Source organism: Burkholderia sp. BCC0398, assembly GCF_902833245.1.
Lineage (GTDB): Bacteria > Pseudomonadota > Gammaproteobacteria > Burkholderiales > Burkholderiaceae > Burkholderia > Burkholderia sola.
Genome location: NZ_CADFEM010000026.1, coordinates 17,385 through 34,417 on the forward strand (window position 1 = coordinate 17,385; position 17,033 = coordinate 34,417).

Annotated in this window: 21 protein-coding genes; 15 read left to right on the forward strand and 6 right to left on the reverse strand. The window is 68.0% G+C overall.

The genetic code is table 11. The features are described from left to right. Positions 1-154: 154 nt before the first annotated feature. The 4 genes from HWX76_RS34690 (at position 155) to HWX76_RS34705 (ending at position 3,697) form a co-directional block, all read left to right on the forward strand. Positions 155-1,174: a LacI family DNA-binding transcriptional regulator gene (locus HWX76_RS34690; protein WP_050014304.1), complete on the forward strand. Its 1,020-nt coding sequence runs from the start codon at positions 155-157 to the stop codon at positions 1,172-1,174. Beyond that, complete coding sequence (locus HWX76_RS34695; RefSeq protein ID WP_124593483.1) at positions 1,171-2,451, forward strand: AGE family epimerase/isomerase; 1,281 nt, start codon at positions 1,171-1,173, stop codon at positions 2,449-2,451. Before HWX76_RS34690 ends, HWX76_RS34695 begins: the two co-directional genes overlap by 4 nt. Further along, positions 2,448-3,356: a carbohydrate kinase gene (locus tag HWX76_RS34700; protein ID WP_176017034.1), complete on the forward strand. Its 909-nt coding sequence runs from the start codon at positions 2,448-2,450 to the stop codon at positions 3,354-3,356. Before HWX76_RS34695 ends, HWX76_RS34700 begins: the two co-directional genes overlap by 4 nt. 119 nt (positions 3,357-3,475) lie before the next feature. Further along, the gene (locus HWX76_RS34705) at positions 3,476-3,697 is read left to right on the forward strand and encodes a hypothetical protein (RefSeq protein WP_027785622.1); all 222 of its coding nucleotides are present in this window, start codon (positions 3,476-3,478) and stop codon (positions 3,695-3,697) included. A 22-nt stretch (positions 3,698-3,719) separates the two neighbouring features. On the opposite strand, the gene HWX76_RS34710 is transcribed toward HWX76_RS34705, so the two are convergent. Together HWX76_RS34710 and HWX76_RS34715 are read right to left on the reverse strand one after the other, a co-directional pair. Then, entirely contained in the window at positions 3,720-3,914 is a 195-nt protein-coding gene (locus HWX76_RS34710; RefSeq protein ID WP_021163761.1) for a DUF2905 domain-containing protein, read from the reverse strand. 18 nt (positions 3,915-3,932) lie between these two features. Beyond that, a complete protein-coding gene (locus HWX76_RS34715; RefSeq protein ID WP_176017035.1) occupies positions 3,933-5,123 on the reverse strand; it encodes a class I SAM-dependent methyltransferase in 1,191 nt (396 codons plus the stop codon). Positions 5,124-5,136: 13 nt separating this feature from the next. Between HWX76_RS34715 and HWX76_RS34720 the strand changes: the two genes are divergently transcribed. From HWX76_RS34720 to HWX76_RS34760, 9 genes are all read left to right on the forward strand, one after another. Then, positions 5,137-5,880: an SDR family oxidoreductase gene (locus HWX76_RS34720; protein WP_176017036.1), complete on the forward strand. Its 744-nt coding sequence runs from the start codon at positions 5,137-5,139 to the stop codon at positions 5,878-5,880. A gap of 75 nt (positions 5,881-5,955) precedes the next feature. Further along, complete coding sequence (locus tag HWX76_RS34725) at positions 5,956-6,360, forward strand: dihydroneopterin aldolase (RefSeq protein WP_124593486.1); 405 nt, start codon at positions 5,956-5,958, stop codon at positions 6,358-6,360. Beyond that, on the forward strand, positions 6,357-7,352 hold the full coding sequence (gene ttcA, locus HWX76_RS34730) for a tRNA 2-thiocytidine(32) synthetase TtcA (RefSeq protein WP_050014299.1): 996 nt from the start codon (positions 6,357-6,359) through the stop codon (positions 7,350-7,352). Before HWX76_RS34725 ends, ttcA begins: the two co-directional genes overlap by 4 nt. Before the next feature lie 136 nt (positions 7,353-7,488). Next, complete coding sequence (gene glmU / locus HWX76_RS34735) at positions 7,489-8,850, forward strand: bifunctional UDP-N-acetylglucosamine diphosphorylase/glucosamine-1-phosphate N-acetyltransferase GlmU (protein WP_124651953.1); 1,362 nt, start codon at positions 7,489-7,491, stop codon at positions 8,848-8,850. Positions 8,851-8,904: 54 nt separating this feature from the next. Then, positions 8,905-10,722, forward strand: coding sequence for a glutamine--fructose-6-phosphate transaminase (isomerizing) (gene glmS / locus HWX76_RS34740; protein ID WP_050014297.1), 1,818 nt, complete (start codon positions 8,905-8,907; stop codon positions 10,720-10,722). 130 nt (positions 10,723-10,852) lie between these two features. Further along, complete coding sequence (locus tag HWX76_RS34745; RefSeq protein ID WP_011546384.1) at positions 10,853-11,218, forward strand: type II toxin-antitoxin system RelE/ParE family toxin; 366 nt, start codon at positions 10,853-10,855, stop codon at positions 11,216-11,218. After that, positions 11,211-11,531, forward strand: a complete 321-nt coding sequence (locus tag HWX76_RS34750) for a DNA-binding transcriptional regulator (RefSeq protein ID WP_050014296.1) — start codon at positions 11,211-11,213, stop codon at positions 11,529-11,531. Before HWX76_RS34745 ends, HWX76_RS34750 begins: the two co-directional genes overlap by 8 nt. 70 nt (positions 11,532-11,601) lie before the next feature. After that, positions 11,602-12,078 (forward strand): hypothetical protein, encoded by a 477-nt coding sequence (locus tag HWX76_RS34755; protein WP_124630949.1) that lies wholly within the window; start codon positions 11,602-11,604, stop codon positions 12,076-12,078. Beyond that, positions 12,078-12,296 carry a hypothetical protein gene (locus tag HWX76_RS34760; protein WP_006477594.1) on the forward strand — a complete coding sequence of 73 codons (219 nt, stop codon included), beginning with the start codon at positions 12,078-12,080 and terminating at the stop codon, positions 12,294-12,296. Before HWX76_RS34755 ends, HWX76_RS34760 begins: the two co-directional genes overlap by 1 nt. A gap of 128 nt (positions 12,297-12,424) precedes the next feature. On the opposite strand, the gene HWX76_RS34765 is transcribed toward HWX76_RS34760, so the two are convergent. Both HWX76_RS34765 and HWX76_RS34770 read right to left on the reverse strand, forming a co-directional pair. Then, positions 12,425-13,261: an FTR1 family protein gene (locus HWX76_RS34765; RefSeq protein WP_050014294.1), complete on the reverse strand. Its 837-nt coding sequence runs from the start codon at positions 13,259-13,261 to the stop codon at positions 12,425-12,427. 12 nt (positions 13,262-13,273) lie between these two features. Continuing rightward, on the reverse strand, positions 13,274-13,606 hold the full coding sequence (locus HWX76_RS34770; protein ID WP_006488047.1) for a cupredoxin domain-containing protein: 333 nt from the start codon (positions 13,604-13,606) through the stop codon (positions 13,274-13,276). Positions 13,607-13,929: 323 nt separating this feature from the next. Here HWX76_RS34770 and HWX76_RS34775 point away from each other — a divergent pair, with 323 nt between their 5' ends. Continuing rightward, the gene (locus HWX76_RS34775; RefSeq protein ID WP_050014293.1) at positions 13,930-14,130 is read left to right on the forward strand and encodes a heavy-metal-associated domain-containing protein; all 201 of its coding nucleotides are present in this window, start codon (positions 13,930-13,932) and stop codon (positions 14,128-14,130) included. Positions 14,131-14,202: 72 nt separating this feature from the next. Here the strand turns inward: HWX76_RS34775 and HWX76_RS34780 are convergent, their stop codons facing one another. Both HWX76_RS34780 and HWX76_RS34785 read right to left on the reverse strand, forming a co-directional pair. Then, positions 14,203-15,693: an aldehyde dehydrogenase gene (locus HWX76_RS34780; protein ID WP_124630951.1), complete on the reverse strand. Its 1,491-nt coding sequence runs from the start codon at positions 15,691-15,693 to the stop codon at positions 14,203-14,205. A gap of 88 nt (positions 15,694-15,781) precedes the next feature. Further along, positions 15,782-16,333, reverse strand: coding sequence for a cupin domain-containing protein (locus HWX76_RS34785; RefSeq protein ID WP_011546390.1), 552 nt, complete (start codon positions 16,331-16,333; stop codon positions 15,782-15,784). A gap of 455 nt (positions 16,334-16,788) precedes the next feature. Between HWX76_RS34785 and HWX76_RS36870 the strand changes: the two genes are divergently transcribed. After that, positions 16,789-16,971, forward strand: coding sequence for a hypothetical protein (locus HWX76_RS36870; protein WP_006488040.1), 183 nt, complete (start codon positions 16,789-16,791; stop codon positions 16,969-16,971). The last annotated feature ends 62 nt before the right edge of the window (positions 16,972-17,033 follow it).

Sequence of the window (17,033 nt, forward strand, 5' to 3'; positions counted from 1 at the left end):
TCTCGTTTTGTTTAGTATTTTTAGTAACGATGTTTTCGCAGATTAGCGCCTAAAAACCCGTTATTTGCGGGTATTCCCCGGTTAGCCGGCCCGAATTCCGCGAGATTTTTTACTATACAATCGCTTCCACCCTAAACAAACCGGACCCCGAACGATGGGTACGACCATTCGCGACGTGGCGCGGGCGGCTGAGGTCTCGATCGGCACCGTCTCCCGCGCGCTGAAAAACCAGCCCGGCCTGTCCGAAGCCACGCGCGCGCGCATCGTCGAGATCGCGCGACAGCTCGGCTACGATCCCGCCCAGCTGCGGCCGCGCATCCGCCGGCTCACCTTCCTGCTGCACCGCCAGCACAACCGCTTTCCCGCGAGCCCGTTCTTCTCGCATGTGCTGCACGGCGTCGAGGACGCGTGCCGCGAGCGCGGCATCGTGCCGACGTTGCTCACGGTCGGCCCGAACGACGACGTGCTGCGCCAGATGCGCCCGCATGCGCCCGACGCGATCGCGGTCGCCGGCTTCATCGAGCCCGAGACGATCGAGGCGCTCGCCGCCACCGGCCGGCCGCTCGTGCTGATCGACCTGTGGGCGCCCGGCTTACGCTCGGTCAACATCGACAACGCGACGGGTGCGGCGCTCGCGATGCGCCACCTGCTCGCCACCGGCCGCTCGCGGATCGCCTTCATCGGCGGCTCGGCCGCGCACTACAGCATCGCGCAGCGTGCGATCGGCTACCGGCGCGCGTTCTTCGAAGCCGGGCGGCTGTTCGATCCCGCGTACGAAGTAACGATCGACGCGGGGCTCGACCCCGACACGGGTGCCTCGCGTGCGATGGAGCAACTGCTCGACGCGCCCGGCCCGCGCCCCGACGCCGTGTTCGCGTACAACGACGCGGCCGCGCTGGCCGCGCAGCGCGTGTGCATCGCGCGCGGCCTGCGGATTCCGGACGACATCGCGATCGTCGGCTTCGACGACATCCCGGCCGCCGCGCACGCGAACCCGCCGCTCACGACGCTCGCGGTCGACAAGGAAGCGCTCGGCCGCCGCGGCGTCGAACTGCTGCTCGCGGAATCGCCCGAGCGCACCGAGATCTCCCTGCCCGTCGAGCTGATCGTGCGGGCCAGCAGCCAGCCCGCCGGCTCCCCGGCATTCGATACCGCCACGGTCCAAGAATCATGAACATGCCCCCGGTCCACTCCCGCGCCGCCGCGCCGGCCAGCCACGCGCAAGCGGCACCGTTCGTCGCGAGCTTTCGCGACCCGTCGTTCCTGCTGTCGCACATCGAAGACACGCTGCGCTTCTACGCGACGAACGCATTCGACCCGACGGGCGGCTTCTACCATTACTTCCGCGACGACGGCAGCGTCTACAACCGCACGTCGCGTCACCTCGTCAGCACCTGCCGGTTCGTCTTCAACTACGCGATGGCGTACCGCCATTTCGGCGATCCGCGGCATCTCGACTACGCGCGCCACGGGCTGCGTTTCCTGCGCGACGCGCACTGGGACGACGCGCTGCAGGGCTACGACTGGGAACTCGACTGGCGCGACGGCGCGAAGCACGCGACGCTCGACGGCACGCGCCACTGCTACGGGCTCGCGTTCGTGCTGCTCGCGGCCGCGCACGCGACGATGGCCGGCATCGACGAAGCGCGGGCGCTGATCGCGTCGACCTACGAGCTCGCCGAGCACCGCTTCTGGGATGCGGCCGCGGGCCTGTACGCTGACGACGCGACGCCGAACTGGAACGTGTCGACGTATCGCGGCCAGAACGCGAACATGCATATGACGGAAGCGCTGCTCGCCGCGTACGAGGCGACCGGCCACCTGACGTACCTCGATCGCGCGGAAAAGGTCGCGTCCCACATCACGCAGCGCCAGGCCGCGCTGTCGGGCGGGCTCGTGTGGGAGCACTACCATGCGGACTGGTCGATCGACTGGGACTACAACAAGGAAGACAGCTCGAACATCTTCCGTCCGTGGGGCTTCCAGCCCGGGCACCAGACCGAATGGGCGAAGCTGCTGCTGATCCTCGAGCGGCACCGTCCGCTCGACTGGCTCGCGCCGCGCGCGGCCGAGCTGTTCGACGCGGCGCTCACGCACGCGTGGGACACCGATCACGGCGGCCTCTGCTACGGCTTCGGCCCCGACTTCACGATCTGCGACCACAACAAGTATTTCTGGGTGCAGGCGGAAACCTTCGCGGCGGCCGCGATGCTCGGCGCGCGCACCGGCAGCGAGCGCTTCTGGGACTGGTACGACGAGATCTGGCGCTACAGCTGGGCGCATTTCGTCGATCACCGCTACGGCGCGTGGTACCGGATCCTCACCTGCGACAACCGCAAGTACAGCGACGAGAAGAGCCCGGCCGGCAAGACCGACTATCACACGATGGGCGCCTGCTACGACGTGCTCGCGACCCTCGCGCGCCTGCAACGCAGCGAGCCGACGCAATGAACGGCGCCACGTTTCCGGCTTTCGTGTCGGCGGGCGACATCCTGACCGACATGGTGCGCGCGGGCGACGCGCAGTGGACGTCGGTGCCGGGCGGCGCCGGCTGGAACGTCGCGCGCGCGGTCGCGCGGCTCGGCCTACCGAGCGCGCTCGCCGGGTCGATCGGCGAAGACTGCTTCTCCGACGTGCTGTGGCGCACGAGCGAAGCGGCCGGGCTCGACCTGCGCTTCCTGCAGCGCGTCGCGCGGCCGCCGCTGCTCGCGATCGTCCACGAGACGCGGCCGCCCGCATACTTCTTCATCGGCGAAGCGAGCGCCGATCTCGCGTTCGATCCGGCGCGGCTGCCGGCCGGCTGGACCGAGCACGTGCAATGGGCGCATTTCGGCTGCATCAGCCTCGTGCGCGAACCGCTCGCGGGCACGCTGGCCGCACTCGCAGCCGACCTGCACGCACGCGGCGTGAAGATCAGCTTCGATCCGAACTACCGGAACCTGATGACGGCCGCGTTCCGGCCGACGCTGGAGAAGATGGCCGCGCTCGCCGACCTGATCAAGGTGTCCGACGAAGACCTGCGGCACCTCTTCGGCGGCGACGGCCCCGACGCGATCGCGGCGGTGCGCGCGCTGAACCCGCGGGCGGCCGTGCTCGTCACGCGCGGCGCGCAGGCGGCGACGCTCTACGCGGACGGCGACGTGCACGAGGCCAGCCCGCCGCGCGTCGAGGTGGCCGATACCGTCGGCGCGGGCGACGCGTCGATCGGCGGCCTGCTGTTCAGCCTGATGGCCGCGCCGCAGCGCGGCTGGCGCGAACATCTCGCGTTCGCGCTCGCGGCCGGCGCCGCCGCGTGCCGGCACACGGGCGCGCACGCGCCGACGCTCGACGAGGTCGTCGCGCTGCTCGAAGGTTGAACGGACGTTGAAGGAACGACGCAAGCAGGTGACCGGTCTCTGATCGGTCACCGATAAACCGCGTTCACGATGCTGCGCCGCAGTGCTACGATGAAGCGTCCTTTTTGCGGGAGAGCACGATGGACACGAACACGTTCACGAAAGGCATCTACACGGCCAAGGCGCATACCCAGCATGCGGGCAACGGGCAGTTCCAGGGTTACGTGATCCTCGCGCGCGACGACGGGGACGACACCGAGAACATGCGCTACGACGTCCACTCGACGAGCCCCAGCGAGGAAGAAGCGTTCGACGAGGCGAAGGCGCTCGCGCACCGGATCCTCGGCGAGATCGAGCTGTGACGCGCCCCTTTTTCGGCGCGGCTCAGAGCAGCCGCGCCACCATCGATACCAGCATCGTCAGCACCAGCGTCGACATGAACGGGAACGGGTAGCGCCGCCCGCCGAGCGTCAGCGTGACGTCGCCCGGCATCCGCCCGATCCCGAGCTTGCCGAGCCACGGCCAGCAGCGCGTCAGGATCATCACCGCGACGAACGTCGTCAATAGCCAGCGGAGCATGTCAGGGCCCTGGCTCCGTCAGAGCGCGTGCGAGCGGTCGCCGCGCGCGAACGCGTCGAGCGTGCCGTCGATCCCGCGCGAAAACGCGATCACCTTGAACAGCTCGCCCATCTCGGCTTCCGAGATCAGCTTCTGCACCGCGTTCGCGGCCGGCAGGAACGCGCGGACGTCGGACGGATCGATCGCGGCCAGCGCGTCGGTGACGCCTGCGTTCAACAGGAAGCGCGCCTGCGACGTGTAGCCGAGCAGATCGGCGCCGGTCGCGACGCCCGCGTCGTAGATGCCGGTGAATTCGACGTGCGCGGTAATGTCCTGCAGGCCCGGGTACACGAACGGGTCGTCGTGCGCGTGGTGACGGTAGTGGCACATCAGCGTGCCGCGGTCGCGCTGCGGGTGGTAGTACTCGTGCGCGGGAAAACCGTAGTCGACCAGCAGCACCGCACCGCGCGCAAGCATCGTGCAGACGGTGCGCGTGAACGCGAGCGCGGCCTCGTGCGTTTCGGTCACGTAGCCGTCGCCGACGTCGAGCGTCGCGAGCACCGCCGGCAGGCCGGCGGCGCCGACCGGCCGGTCGTCGAACACGAACGCGTGCCGCGCGTCGAGCGCGACGCCGCGCTCGCGCCACGCGCCGTCCACCTTCGCGAAGAGGCGCACCGGCATCGCATCGAGCACCTCGTTGCCGACCACGACCCCGTCGAACCGCTCGGGCAGCGCGTCGAGCCAGCGCACCTTCGCGGTCAGCGCCGGCACCGCGGCTTCGATCGTGTCGCGCTGCCGTTCGCGCAGCTCGCCGGACAGGTCGACGATCAGGTATTCGTCGAGTTCGACGCCCGACGCATCGAGCGCCGCGAGCAGCCCGGCCGCGAGCTTGCCGGTGCCGGCGCCGAATTCCATCACGCGGCGCGTGCCGCTCGCCGCGAGCGCTTCGGCGATGGGGTTCGCGAGCGTCTGCGCGAACAGCGGCGACAGCTCGGGCGCGGTGACGAAGTCGCTGCCATCGTCGGCGCGGCGCCCGAACTTGCGCGCGCCGCCGCTGTAATAACCGAGGCCCGGCGCATACAGCGCGCGTTCCATGAAGCGGTCGAACGGCAGCCAGCCGCCGGCCGCCGCGATCTCGTCGCGCAGTTGCGCGGCGAGGGTTTCGGACTGCGCGAGCGCGTCAGGGCCGGGAGCAGGTAAACTAGCGGGTTCGTGAGCTTTCGGGTTCATCCCGGCATTGTAAATGACCGTTTCAGCCGATACGTCGACCCCACGCGTGGTGCTCGTCACGGGCGCCGTGGGCAGCGCGGCGGACGCCGCGTCGATCGGCCGCGCGCTCGCGACGGGTTTCGCCCGCCGCGGCTGGGACGTCGCGCTGCAGCGCAGCCAACGCGCGCCGCGCGCGGCCGCCGACGCGCTCGTCGCCGAAGTCGCGGCGCTCGGCCGCCGCGGGGTCGTGCTCGACGCCGATCTGGCCGTGGAAGCCGATGCCGCGGGCCTCGTCGCCGCGTGCGGCGAAGCGCTCGGCCGGCCCGCATGTGCGGTGTTCGTCAGCGCCAGCGCCGGCGCCGACGACGCGCACACGGTGGACGCTGCGTCGCTGGCTGCCGCGCTCGCGCGCAACGTGACGGCGCCGCTCGCGCTGGCCCGCGCGCTCGCCGACGCGACGCCCGACGCCGCACGCGGGCACGAAGCGCTGCGCGCATGCGCGATCCACGTACTGGATCAGGCCCTGTTTCATCCGGCGCCGGCGCAGCTGTCGCACGCGCTGATGCAGGCCGCGTTGAACCGCGCGACGTCGGCGCTCGCGCTGGCGCTCGCGCCGAAGGTGCGGGTCGCGGCGCTCGTGCGCGGCCACGCGCCGCACGCGGACGACATCGCGGCGGCCGCCTGCTATCTCGCGAGCGCGCCCGGCGTGACGGGCGCGACGCTGACCGTCGACGGCGGCGAGCACCTGGTGCCGCCGGCCGCCGGCCCGAATGAATGAACCGCGCGGGCGCGGCCTGACCGCCGCCGTCCGCGCCGCTTTGCGTGCGCGCACGCCAATTTGACTGGGACGACCATGTTTTCCGCTCTCCTGCACCCCCGCCTCGCGGATTGCCGCAGGCTCTACCTGCGCGACTACGAGGTGCACATCAACATCGGGGCCTTCGAACACGAGAAGCGCGGCGAGCAGCGCGTCGTCATCAACGTCGACCTGTTCGTGCCGCTTGCGCAGTCGACGCCCGTCGACGACCGGCTGCATGAAGTCGTCGACTACGACCTGATGAAGCAGAGCGTCGCGCAAAGCCTCGCGCGCGGCCACATTCACCTGCAGGAAACGCTGTGCGATTCGATCGCCGCGCACCTGCTGGCGCACGACGCCGTGCGCGCGGTACGCGTCCGTACCGAGAAACCGGACGCCTATCCGGACTGCGACGCCGTCGGCGTCGAAGTCTTTCGCATCAAGGACGAGGAGCGCGCATGAACGCCCCCCACATGAACGACACGGCGGCCGACGCCACGACCGCCGACACCGGCCGCCCCGCGCTGACGCGCCGCGAGCAGAAGGAAGCGTACGAGAACAACAAGCTGTTCAAGCGGATCGTGCGCCAGGTCGGCCAGGCGATCGGCGACTACAACATGATCGAGCAGGGCGACAAGGTGATGGTGTGCCTGTCGGGCGGCAAGGACAGCTACGCGATGCTCGACGTGCTGCTGCGCCTGCGCGAGCGCGCGCCGATCGACTTCGACATCGTCGCGGTGAACCTCGACCAGAAGCAGCCGGGCTTCCCCGAGCACGTGCTGCCCGAATACCTGAAGCAGGTCGGCGTGCCGTTCCACATCGAGAACCAGGACACCTACAGCATCGTCAAGCGGCTCGTGCCGGAAGGCAAGACGACCTGCTCGCTGTGCTCGCGGCTGCGCCGCGGGATCCTGTACCGCGTGGCCGGCGAGCTCGGCGCGACCAAGATCGCGCTCGGCCATCACCGCGACGACATCGTGCAGACGCTGCTGCTGAACATGTTCTACGGCGGCAAGCTGAAGGGAATGCCGCCGAAGCTGCAGTCGGACGACGGCAAGAACATCGTGATCCGCCCGCTCGCGTACGTGAAGGAAACCGATCTCGAGAAATACGCGGAGCTGCGCGAATTCCCGATCATCCCGTGCAACCTGTGCGGCAGCCAGCCGAACCTGAAGCGCGCGGAAATGAAGGCGCTGATCCGCGACTGGGACAAGCGCTTCCCGGGCCGCGTCGACAACATGTTCAACGCGCTCGCAAAGGTCGTGCCGTCGCATCTGATGGACACGACGCTGTACCCGTTCCAGTCGCTGCGCGCGACGGGCGAAGCCGACCCGCAAGGCGACATCGCGTTCGACGAGGAGCCGTGCGCATCGGGCGACGACGCGACGGCGCCGGGCGCCGGCAAACCGATCGCGGCCCGACCGATCTCGATCGTCCAGTTCGACGACCTGTAAGCAGGGACCGAACACCCGCCGAAACCGGCGCCAACGGCGTCGTTTCGGCGGTGTCGCCGCGCCGCGACAGGCCCGGAGCGACAAGGGCCGCATGCTAAAATGGGCGGCTTCGAACTCCCTGACCCAAGCGCGCGCCATGAATATCGTGATTTTGGCGGCAGGCACCGGCAAGCGCATGCGTTCCGCGCTGCCGAAAGTGCTTCACCCCCTGGCCGGCAGGCCGCTCCTCTCCCACGTCATCGACACCGCGCGCACGCTGCAGCCGTCCCGGCTCGTCGTCGTCGTCGGCCACGGCGCCGAGCAGGTCCAGGCGGCCGTCGCCGCGCCCGACGTCCAGTTCGCGGTGCAGGCCGAGCAGCTCGGCACCGGCCACGCGGTGCGCCAGGCGCTGCCGCTCCTCGATCCCGCGCAACCGACGCTCGTGCTGTACGGCGACGTGCCGCTCACGCGCGCGTCGACGCTGCGGCGTCTCGTCGACGCCGCGCACGACGGCCGCTACGGGATCCTGACCGTCACGCTCGACGACCCGACCGGTTACGGCCGCATCGTGCGCGACGCGGCCGGCTTCGTCACGCGCATCGTGGAGCAGAAGGATGCGTCGCCGGACGAGCTGCGGATCGCCGAGATCAACACCGGCATCATCGTCACGCCGACGGCCCAGCTGTCGATGTGGCTCGGCGCGCTGAAGAACGAAAACGCGCAAGGCGAGTACTACCTGACCGACGTCGTCGAACTCGCGATCGAGGCCGGCTTCGAGGTCGTCACGTCGCAGCCCGACGACGAGTGGGAAACGCTCGGCGTGAACAGCAAGGCGCAGCTCGCGGAACTCGAACGCATCCATCAGCGCAACGTCGCCGATGCGCTGCTCGTCGACGGCGTCACGCTCGCCGATCCGGCGCGCGTCGATGTGCGCGGCACGCTGCGCTGCGGCCGCGACGTGTCGATCGACGTGAACTGCGTGTTCGAAGGCAACGTGACGCTCGCCGACGACGTGACGATCGGCGCGAACTGCGTGATCCGCAACGCATCGATCGGCGCGGGTACGCGCATCGACGCGTTCACGCACATCGACGGCGCCGTGCTGGGCGCGCACACCGTGATCGGCCCGTACGCGCGGCTGCGCCCGGGCGCGCAGCTCGCGGACGAAGCGCACGTCGGCAACTTCGTCGAGGTGAAGAACGCGGTGATCGGCCACGGCTCGAAGGCGAACCACCTCACGTACATCGGCGACGCCGACATCGGCGCGCGCGTGAACATCGGCGCCGGCACGATCACCTGCAACTACGACGGCGCGAACAAGTTCCGCACCGTGATCGAGGACGACGTGTTCGTCGGCTCCGACACGCAGCTGGTCGCGCCCGTGCGCGTCGGCCGCGGCGTGACGATCGCGGCCGGCACGACGATCTGGAAGGACGTCGCCGAAGGCGTCCTCGCGTTGAACGAGAAGACGCAGACCGCGAAGAGCGGCTACGTCCGCCCGGTCAAGAAAAAGAGCTGAACCATTTGCGGGCGCCCGCGCGGCGCCCGCTTCGACTGACAGGATTGACCATTCATGTGCGGCATTGTCGGCGCAGTTGCGCAGCGTAATATCGTTCCGGTGCTGATCGAAGGATTGCGGCGCCTCGAATACCGTGGCTACGACTCCTGCGGCGTCGCCGTGCTCGAACCGGGCGCGCCGAAGCGCGCGCGCAGCGTCGCGCGCGTCGCCGATCTCGATGCGCAGGTGCGCGACACGCATCTCGAAGGCACGACCGGCGTCGCGCACACGCGCTGGGCCACGCACGGCGCGCCCGTCACGCACAATGCGCACCCGATCTTCTCGTCGAACGCGCTCGCGCTCGTGCACAACGGCATCATCGAGAACTTCGAGACGCTGCGCGAAACGCTGCGCGCGAAGGGCTACGAATTCGTATCGCAGACCGACACCGAAGTAATCGCGCACCTCGTGCACAGCCTGTATCGCGGCAACCTGTTCGACGCGGTGCGCGAAGCCGTGCAGCAACTGCACGGCGCGTATGCGATCGCGGTGACGCACAAGGACCAGCCGCATACCGTCGTCGGCGCGCGCCAGGGTTCGCCGCTCGTCGTCGGTCACGGCGACGGCGAGAACTTCCTCGCGTCCGACGCGCTCGCGCTGGCCGGCAGCACCGACCGCTTCACGTTCCTCGAGGAAGGCGACGTGTGCGAGCTGTCGCTCGACGGCGTGACGATCGTCGATCGCCACGGCGCCACCGTGCAGCGTGAAACCCGTGTCGTCAGCGCATACGGCGGCGCGGTCGAGCTCGGGCCCTATCGCCACTTCATGCAGAAGGAAATCTTCGAGCAGCCGCGCGCGATCGGCGACACCGTGCCGCAAACCGACGCGTTCGACGCGACGCTGTTCGGCGACGCCGCGCCCGCCGCGTTCGCGGAGATCGACAGCCTGCTGATCCTCGCGTGCGGCACGAGCTACTACTCGGGCCTCACAGCGAAATACTGGCTCGAATCGATCGCGAAGATCCCGACCCAGGTCGAGATCGCCAGCGAATACCGCTACCGCGAGTCGGTGCCGAACCCGCGCCAGCTCGTGCTGGTGATCTCGCAATCGGGCGAGACGGCCGACACGCTCGCGGCACTCAAGCATGCGCAGTCGCTCGGCCACACGCATACGCTCGCGGTGTGCAACGTCGCGACGAGCGCGATGGTGCGCCTGACCGAGATGCAGTTCCTGACGCACGCGGGCACCGAGATCGGCGTCGCGTCGACGAAGGCGTTCACGACGCAGCTCGTCGCGCTGTTCGTGCTGGCCGCGACGCTCGGCAAGCTGCGCGGGCACGTCGACGCCGCGCAGGAAGCGCAATTCGTGAAGGAGCTGCGCCATCTGCCGGCCGCGCTGAACAGCGTGCTCGCGCTCGAGCCGCAGATCATCGCGTGGTCGGAGGAATTCGCGCGCAAGGAAAACGCGCTGTTCCTCGGCCGCGGGCTGCACTATCCGATCGCGCTCGAAGGCGCGCTGAAGCTGAAGGAAATCTCGTACATCCACGCCGAGGCCTATCCGGCCGGCGAACTGAAGCACGGGCCGCTCGCGCTCGTCACGGAAGCGATGCCGGTCGTCACGGTCGCGCCGAACGACACGCTGCTCGAGAAGCTAAAGTCGAACATGCAGGAAGTGCGTGCGCGCGGCGGCGAGCTGTACGTGTTCGCGGATGCGGACACGCAGATCGTCAACGACGACGGCCTGCACGTGATCCGGATGCCGGAGCACTACGGGCAACTGTCGCCGATCCTGCACGTCGTGCCGCTGCAACTGCTCGCGTATCACACCGCGTGCGCGCGCGGCACCGACGTCGACAAGCCGCGCAACCTCGCGAAATCGGTGACGGTGGAGTAATACCCGGCGACGGGATGGCCCCTCGCCGGGCCGTCCCGACCGCGTGCGGGCGCGAAGCAGGCCGTTTGGCCAGGTCGAAATATGTACCACGTAGTGGTATATAATCCTGTGCTAACTCGACCGGCTCGACATGTCTGCTTCCGTACGACGCGTCTTCAAGACGAAGTGGTTTCACAAGGCAGCCGGGAAAGCGGGAATCGCCGATGGCGAGCTCTGCCGCGCGGTGCGGGAACTGGCCCGCGGCCAGGGCGTCGATCTCGGCGGCAACGTGTGGAAGAAGCGTCTGGACGGCAATCGGCAGCGCGGAATCGTGCTGGGCAAGGTCGGGCACACGTGGGTGTTCGTGTTCCTGTTCGCGAAATGCGACCGCGACAACATCGACGCATGCGAACTGCGCGCGTTCAGAAAGCTCGCCGCGGACGTAGGTCGACACACCGACAGCGACATCGCGACGCTGGTCGCACTGAAAGAGCTTGTGGAGATTTGCAATGGCTAAGGGTCGATTCAAGAGCGACGCGACGGAGGCGGTCCACAGCGCCGCGTCGGGGCTGTATCGCGCCAACCTGATCGACAAGAAGACGATGCGGGAATATGACGATCTCTGCATCGAAGCTGCGCCGCAGTTCGATCCGGAAGCGATCGCCCGCATCCGCAAGTCGGTCAACGTCAGCCAGAGCGTGTTCGCGCTCTACCTGAACACGACGACATCGACGATCCGCCAATGGGAACAGGGTGACAAGCGGCCCAGCGGCATCGCCGCGCGCATGCTCCAGATCGTCGAGAAACACGGGCTCGAGGTGTTCTCCTGAGCCGGCTTCTCCGAATGCCCCTGCACGGCCCCGGCTGGACGCGCGCCGCAACGAATATGACGGAGAGACAATGGTAAGACTGTTTGGATGCGGATTGCTGGCGCTGATGTTCGCGTCGACGGGCGGGGCCGCCGAGCACTATGTCGAGGTCTGGAACCCGCCCGAGGCGCGGCACCCGGCGGCGCGTACGCCGGACACCCGTACGCCGGCCGCCCGTACGCCGGCCGCCCGCCCAGACGCCGGCGCGCGCACCGGCAAGCGCGTGGAGAAGCACGCGAGCGCCACGCCGAAAGCCGCTGCGAAAGCGCCCAAGCGCCGCGTCGCGCAGGCCGTGAAAGCCGGCTCGAACCGCCCGGCCGCGACCGACACCCCGGCCGCCCCGCGCCCCGTCGCGCACCCCGCGCCCGGGCGTCTCACGGTGATGCAGCCGGCCGCGCCGGACGCGACGCGCGCGCTCACCTTCTCCGACATCCCGCGTCAATACACGCCGGACGGCAACGTGCTGCAGGTCGGCACGCAAGGCCGCTCCGCGGAGGTGACTCGATAATGGAAGCGCAGACCTACCACGGCTACCAGATCTGGGGCCACGCGATCCTCCAGCAGGACGAGATCATGCAGCCCGAGCGCTTCGCGGCGAGCGGCACGATCACGCAGAACAACCGGCTCGTCGAGGCGTCGGGCGTGCTCGGCGTGTTCGACACCGAAGACGATGCGCGCGACGCAGGGCTCGAATGGGCGCGCGCGTGGATCGACAACCACAGCTGACCGGACGCAACCGCGCGCATCCACGGCGGCCGTCGCCGGAGCCGCGCAGGTGCGGCGCGCACCGCAAATGAAAGAAGGGGCGTCCATGACGCCCCTTCTTTCATTCGAACCCGGAAGTCCGCAAACACTCACGCCGCGGCATGCGGCGGCCTCACCGTCTGCTGCGGCCGGCCGACGAGCCGCGCCAGCACGACGATCGCCACCAGCGTCGCGACGTACGCGGCGATCTGGATGCCCGCCGGACGCGCGGTATAGCCGATCAGCGTATGCAGCGCCTTGCCGACGATGCTCGATTCCTTGAGCAGCCACGACGTATCCCAGACCGCATCGCCCCACGACGGCACGAGGCCGGCGGCCAGCAGGAAGCCGACGCACTGGCTCGCCATGCCCGCGGCAAGCAGCACGATCAGCGCGTTCGTGACGGAGAACAGGCGCTTCAGCGGAATCTGCAGCAGGCCCGCATACATCGCGTAGCCGAGCCCGGCGCCGCCGAGCACGCCGAGCAGCCCGCCGGCGATCATCTGCGGCGTCTGCCCGGGCTCGCCCGCCGCGATCCCGTACAGGAACAGCACGGCCTCGGAGCCCTCGCGCAATACCGCGACGCCGACCACGATCGCGAGCCCGGTCAACGGCCGGCTGCCGGCCGCGACCGCGCGGCCGACCTCGCCCATGTGCAGCGCCATTTCGCGGCCGTGCCGGCTCATCCAGATGCAGTGCCACGCGAGCATCAGCGTCGCGACGAACATCACGCCCGCGTTGAAGACTTCCTGCCCCATGCCGGACGCCCATTGCGAGATCACGTCGGCGAACGCCGCGATCAGGCCGGCGCCGACCACGCCGCCGACCAGCCCGCCGGCGACCCACCAGCCGCGCCGCGGCACGCCCTTCGTGGCGGCCATCACGATCGAGACCACCAGCGCGGCCTCGAGCACTTCACGAAAGACGATCAGGGCAGTAGACAGCATGTCGGTATCGGCTTACTTGACGGTCAGGTGCGTCTTCGACTGCGCTTCGTGATACTCGTCGTGGAACTCGTAGGTGCCGGCCTTCAGCGGCCCGACCAGGATCTCGACCGACTTGCCGGCCGGCACGACCTTCTCCGCCTTGAAGTCGTCGCTCTCGAATTCCGCAGGCGTCGCGTCGAGGTTCTTCACGACAAATTTCACTTTCTTGCCGGCAGGGATCGTCACGCCATCGGGCGAAAACTTGTGGTCCTTCAACGTCAGGTTGACGACGTCGTCGGCAGCGAAGGCAGACGTGGCCGAGGCGCCCAGCAGGGCCAGTGCGAAACCGATAGCGAAACGGGTCATGTTCGTAATGAGCGGAAATATTGAAGAGAATCGATACTAAGATCGATTCGCATTTTCACCTCGGAGTACCCTTACTCGGGTCATGGGAATCATGCGTCGTCGATCCCGTGTACCCGTTGCCGCGCAAGGCTCCGCCGAATTTCGCCGACAATGGGCGGCCGTCAATCGGGAAATATTCGGACTGACGCGCGCACGCGAATGGCTATTCGTCATACTTCAGCATTACAAATGGCTGATGCGATGCGCATCGCCGCACTTGACCTTCCCACCATGGCAAGCTTCATGCTGAATGTACTCGTCAACCATCCACCCCGGAGAACACGATGGAATTCGAAGTCCAGGACATGACCTGCGGCGGCTGCGCCAACGCGATCACGCGCGCGGTAACGGCCGCCGACCCCGCCGCGAAGCTCGACATCGACGTCGCGGCGAAGACCGTCAAGGTCGACTCGGCGCAAGGCGCCGCGCGCGTGCAGTCGATCATCGAAGCCGCCGGCTTCCATCCCGCGCTGCGCACCGCGTAACGCGCGCCGAAGGCCGCGGGCGCAGCGCCGGACGGCGACGCGCCCGCGGCCGCGCCCATGCCCGGCGGCGTGTCAGCGCAGCCGGATCAGCGTCGACTTCAGTTCGGTGTACTTCTCGAGCGCATGCAGCGACTTGTCGCGGCCGTTGCCCGACTGCTTGTAGCCGCCGAACGGGAAGTTCATGTCGCCGCCCTCGTCATAGCAGTTCACCCACACGGTGCCCGCACGCAGCCGGCGCGACACGTCGTGCGCGGTCGTCAGGTTCGACGTCCACACGGCCGCGGCCAGCCCGTATTCGGTGTCGTTCGCGATCCGCACGGCCTCGTCGACGTCGTCGAACACGATCACCGACAGCACCGGCCCGAAGATTTCCTCGCGCGCGATCTTCGCATCGGGCTTCACCTCGAACACCGTCGGCTCCACGTAGAAGCCGCCCGTCTCCTCCTTCACGCGCGCACCGCCGGTGACGAGCCGGCCTTCGCTGCGCCCGGCCTCGATATAGCCGAGCACGCGCTCGAGCTGGATGCCGTCGACGATCGCGCCCATCGACACCGACGGATCGAGCGGGTTGCCGGGCACGTACGCGCGCGCGGCCGCGACGAGCTTCTCGATGAACGCATCCTTGATGTCGCGATGCACGAGCAGCCGCGAGCCGGCCGTGCACATCTCGCCCATGTTGTAGAAGATCGCGCCGGCCGCCGTTTGCGCCGCGCGGTCGAGATCGGGGCAATCGGGCAGCACGATGTTCGGCGACTTGCCGCCGAGTTCGAGCCACGCGCGCTTCAGGTTCGACTGCGCCGCATACTGCATGATCAGCTTGCCGACCGCCGTCGAGCCCGTGAACGCGATGCAGTCGACGTCGCGATGCAGCGCGAGCAGCTTGCCCGGTTCGCCCGCGCCCGGCACGACGTTGAACACGCCGGCCGGCATGCCGGCCTCGAACGCGAGCTGCGCGACGCGGATCGCGGTCAGCGGCGATTTCTCCGACGGCTTCAGCACGACGCTGTTGCCGGCCGCGAGCGCGGGGCCGAATTTCCATGCGGCCATCAGGATCGGGAAGTTCCACGGCACGACGGCGGCCACCACGCCGACCGGCTCGCGCGTGACGAGACCGACGAGATGGTGATCGGCCGGCGCGACCTCGCCGCCGACCTTGTCGATCGCCTCGGCGAACCATTCGACGCAGTACGCGGCGCCCGGCACGTCGACCGTCGTCGTGTCGCCGATCGGCTTGCCCGCGTCGAGCGTCTCGAGCAGCGACAGTTCGTCGAGATGCGCGCGCATCAGCGCGGCCCAGCGCAGCAGCACGGCCTTGCGCGCGCGCGGGTTCAGGCCGGCCCATACGCCCGCGTCGAACGCGCGCCGTGCCGCCGCGACGGCCGCGTTCACGTCCGCTTCGCCGCAATCGGCGACCTTCGCGAGCACGCGGCCATCGATCGGGCTCACGCAGTCGAACGTCTTGCCGTCATGCGCGTCGCGCGACGCGCCATCGATGAATGCGCGCCCTTCGATCTCGAGCGACGCCGCCTTGTGTTGCCAGTCAGCCAAAGTCAACTTTTTCATCAGGATGCCTCAGTGTTTTGACATTCGCGATGCGGCACGTCGCGCGCGTGGCGCGCAGACGGCCCGCAGCGAATGCGGTGACGCGCGGTCAGAAGGTTGCCGGCGAATTGGCCGACACGACCTCGCAGATCAGTTCCGCGCTGGGATTGCGAAAACGATGCGGCAAACGGCTCTCGAAGTAGTAGCCGTCTCCGGGGTCGAGCAGCCACGTCGCGCTATCGACGGTCAGCTCGAGCCGGCCCGACACGACGACGCCGCCCTCGTGCCCCGCGTGCACCAGCATCTCGGGCCCCGTATCGGCCAGCGGCTGGTAGATCTCGCGCAGGATGCACATGTTGCGATCCTTCACGTTCGCGCCGACCAGGTGAAACGCGAGCGACTCGTTGCCGAGGTTCGGCATCTCGTCGCGACGCGACACGACCGCGCGCGATTCGACGAGCTCGAACGTGAAGAATTCCGCGAGACTCATCGGGATGCATTCGAGCAGTTTCTTCAGCGAGCCGACCGACGGGCTCACGCGGCCCTGTTCGATCAGCGAGATCGTGCCGTTGGTGACGCCGGCGCGTTTCGCGAGTTCGCGCTGCGACAGGCCATGCTTGTTGCGCACGAAACGCAGGCGCTCGGCGACTTCGGTGGACATCGATTCGGTTTCGGACACGATAAGTGCGATGACAAAGTGAAACGACGCGGTGGACTGCCGTTGAATATTCTAATCACTTTATGCCGCACATCAGCGGGGAAAACCCTGAAAGGCGTTCGAAATAATGGACGGCGCATCGACTATTCCTTTTGCGAATCTTTTGTTCGCACTGCTCGGGAAAGCCCTGATGCAGGACCGTTAAAAAACATTTGACGCCGTTATTGGCTCGTATATGCTGGCTCTCAGGTCAGCGTCATCAGCCTTTCACAGGCATCGAAAAGCGTTATCGCAACGCAACAATTGATGCTCGTCAATGTGAATGACGCACGGCCGGCACCTTGATTATTTTAAACGCCCAGCGCGTCGAAACGATCGGGTGTTCAATACTTTCAACAAACCAGTCGAGTGTAATCGTGAGAGTCCGTGGCCCTCTGGTGAGGTGGGATCGAGGCGATGTGCGCAGTTTGCGCAGCGCCGTTCCCGCTTCCGATGGCAGTTGCGGCTGGCATAGTCCTCGCCTGCTTCACCTGTCGATCTACACCATCCTGTCCCGTCGTTCCGTTCGGCGCCACAACGCCGTTTCCGCACGCGCATTCGTCGCCGTCGATACCGACGAAGTGGCGTCGCTGCTGCCGTAGCGCCTCTCCTTTCTTCACGTCGTTCGTTTTATCTGTCGATTCGCCAACCGCATCGTCCGTGC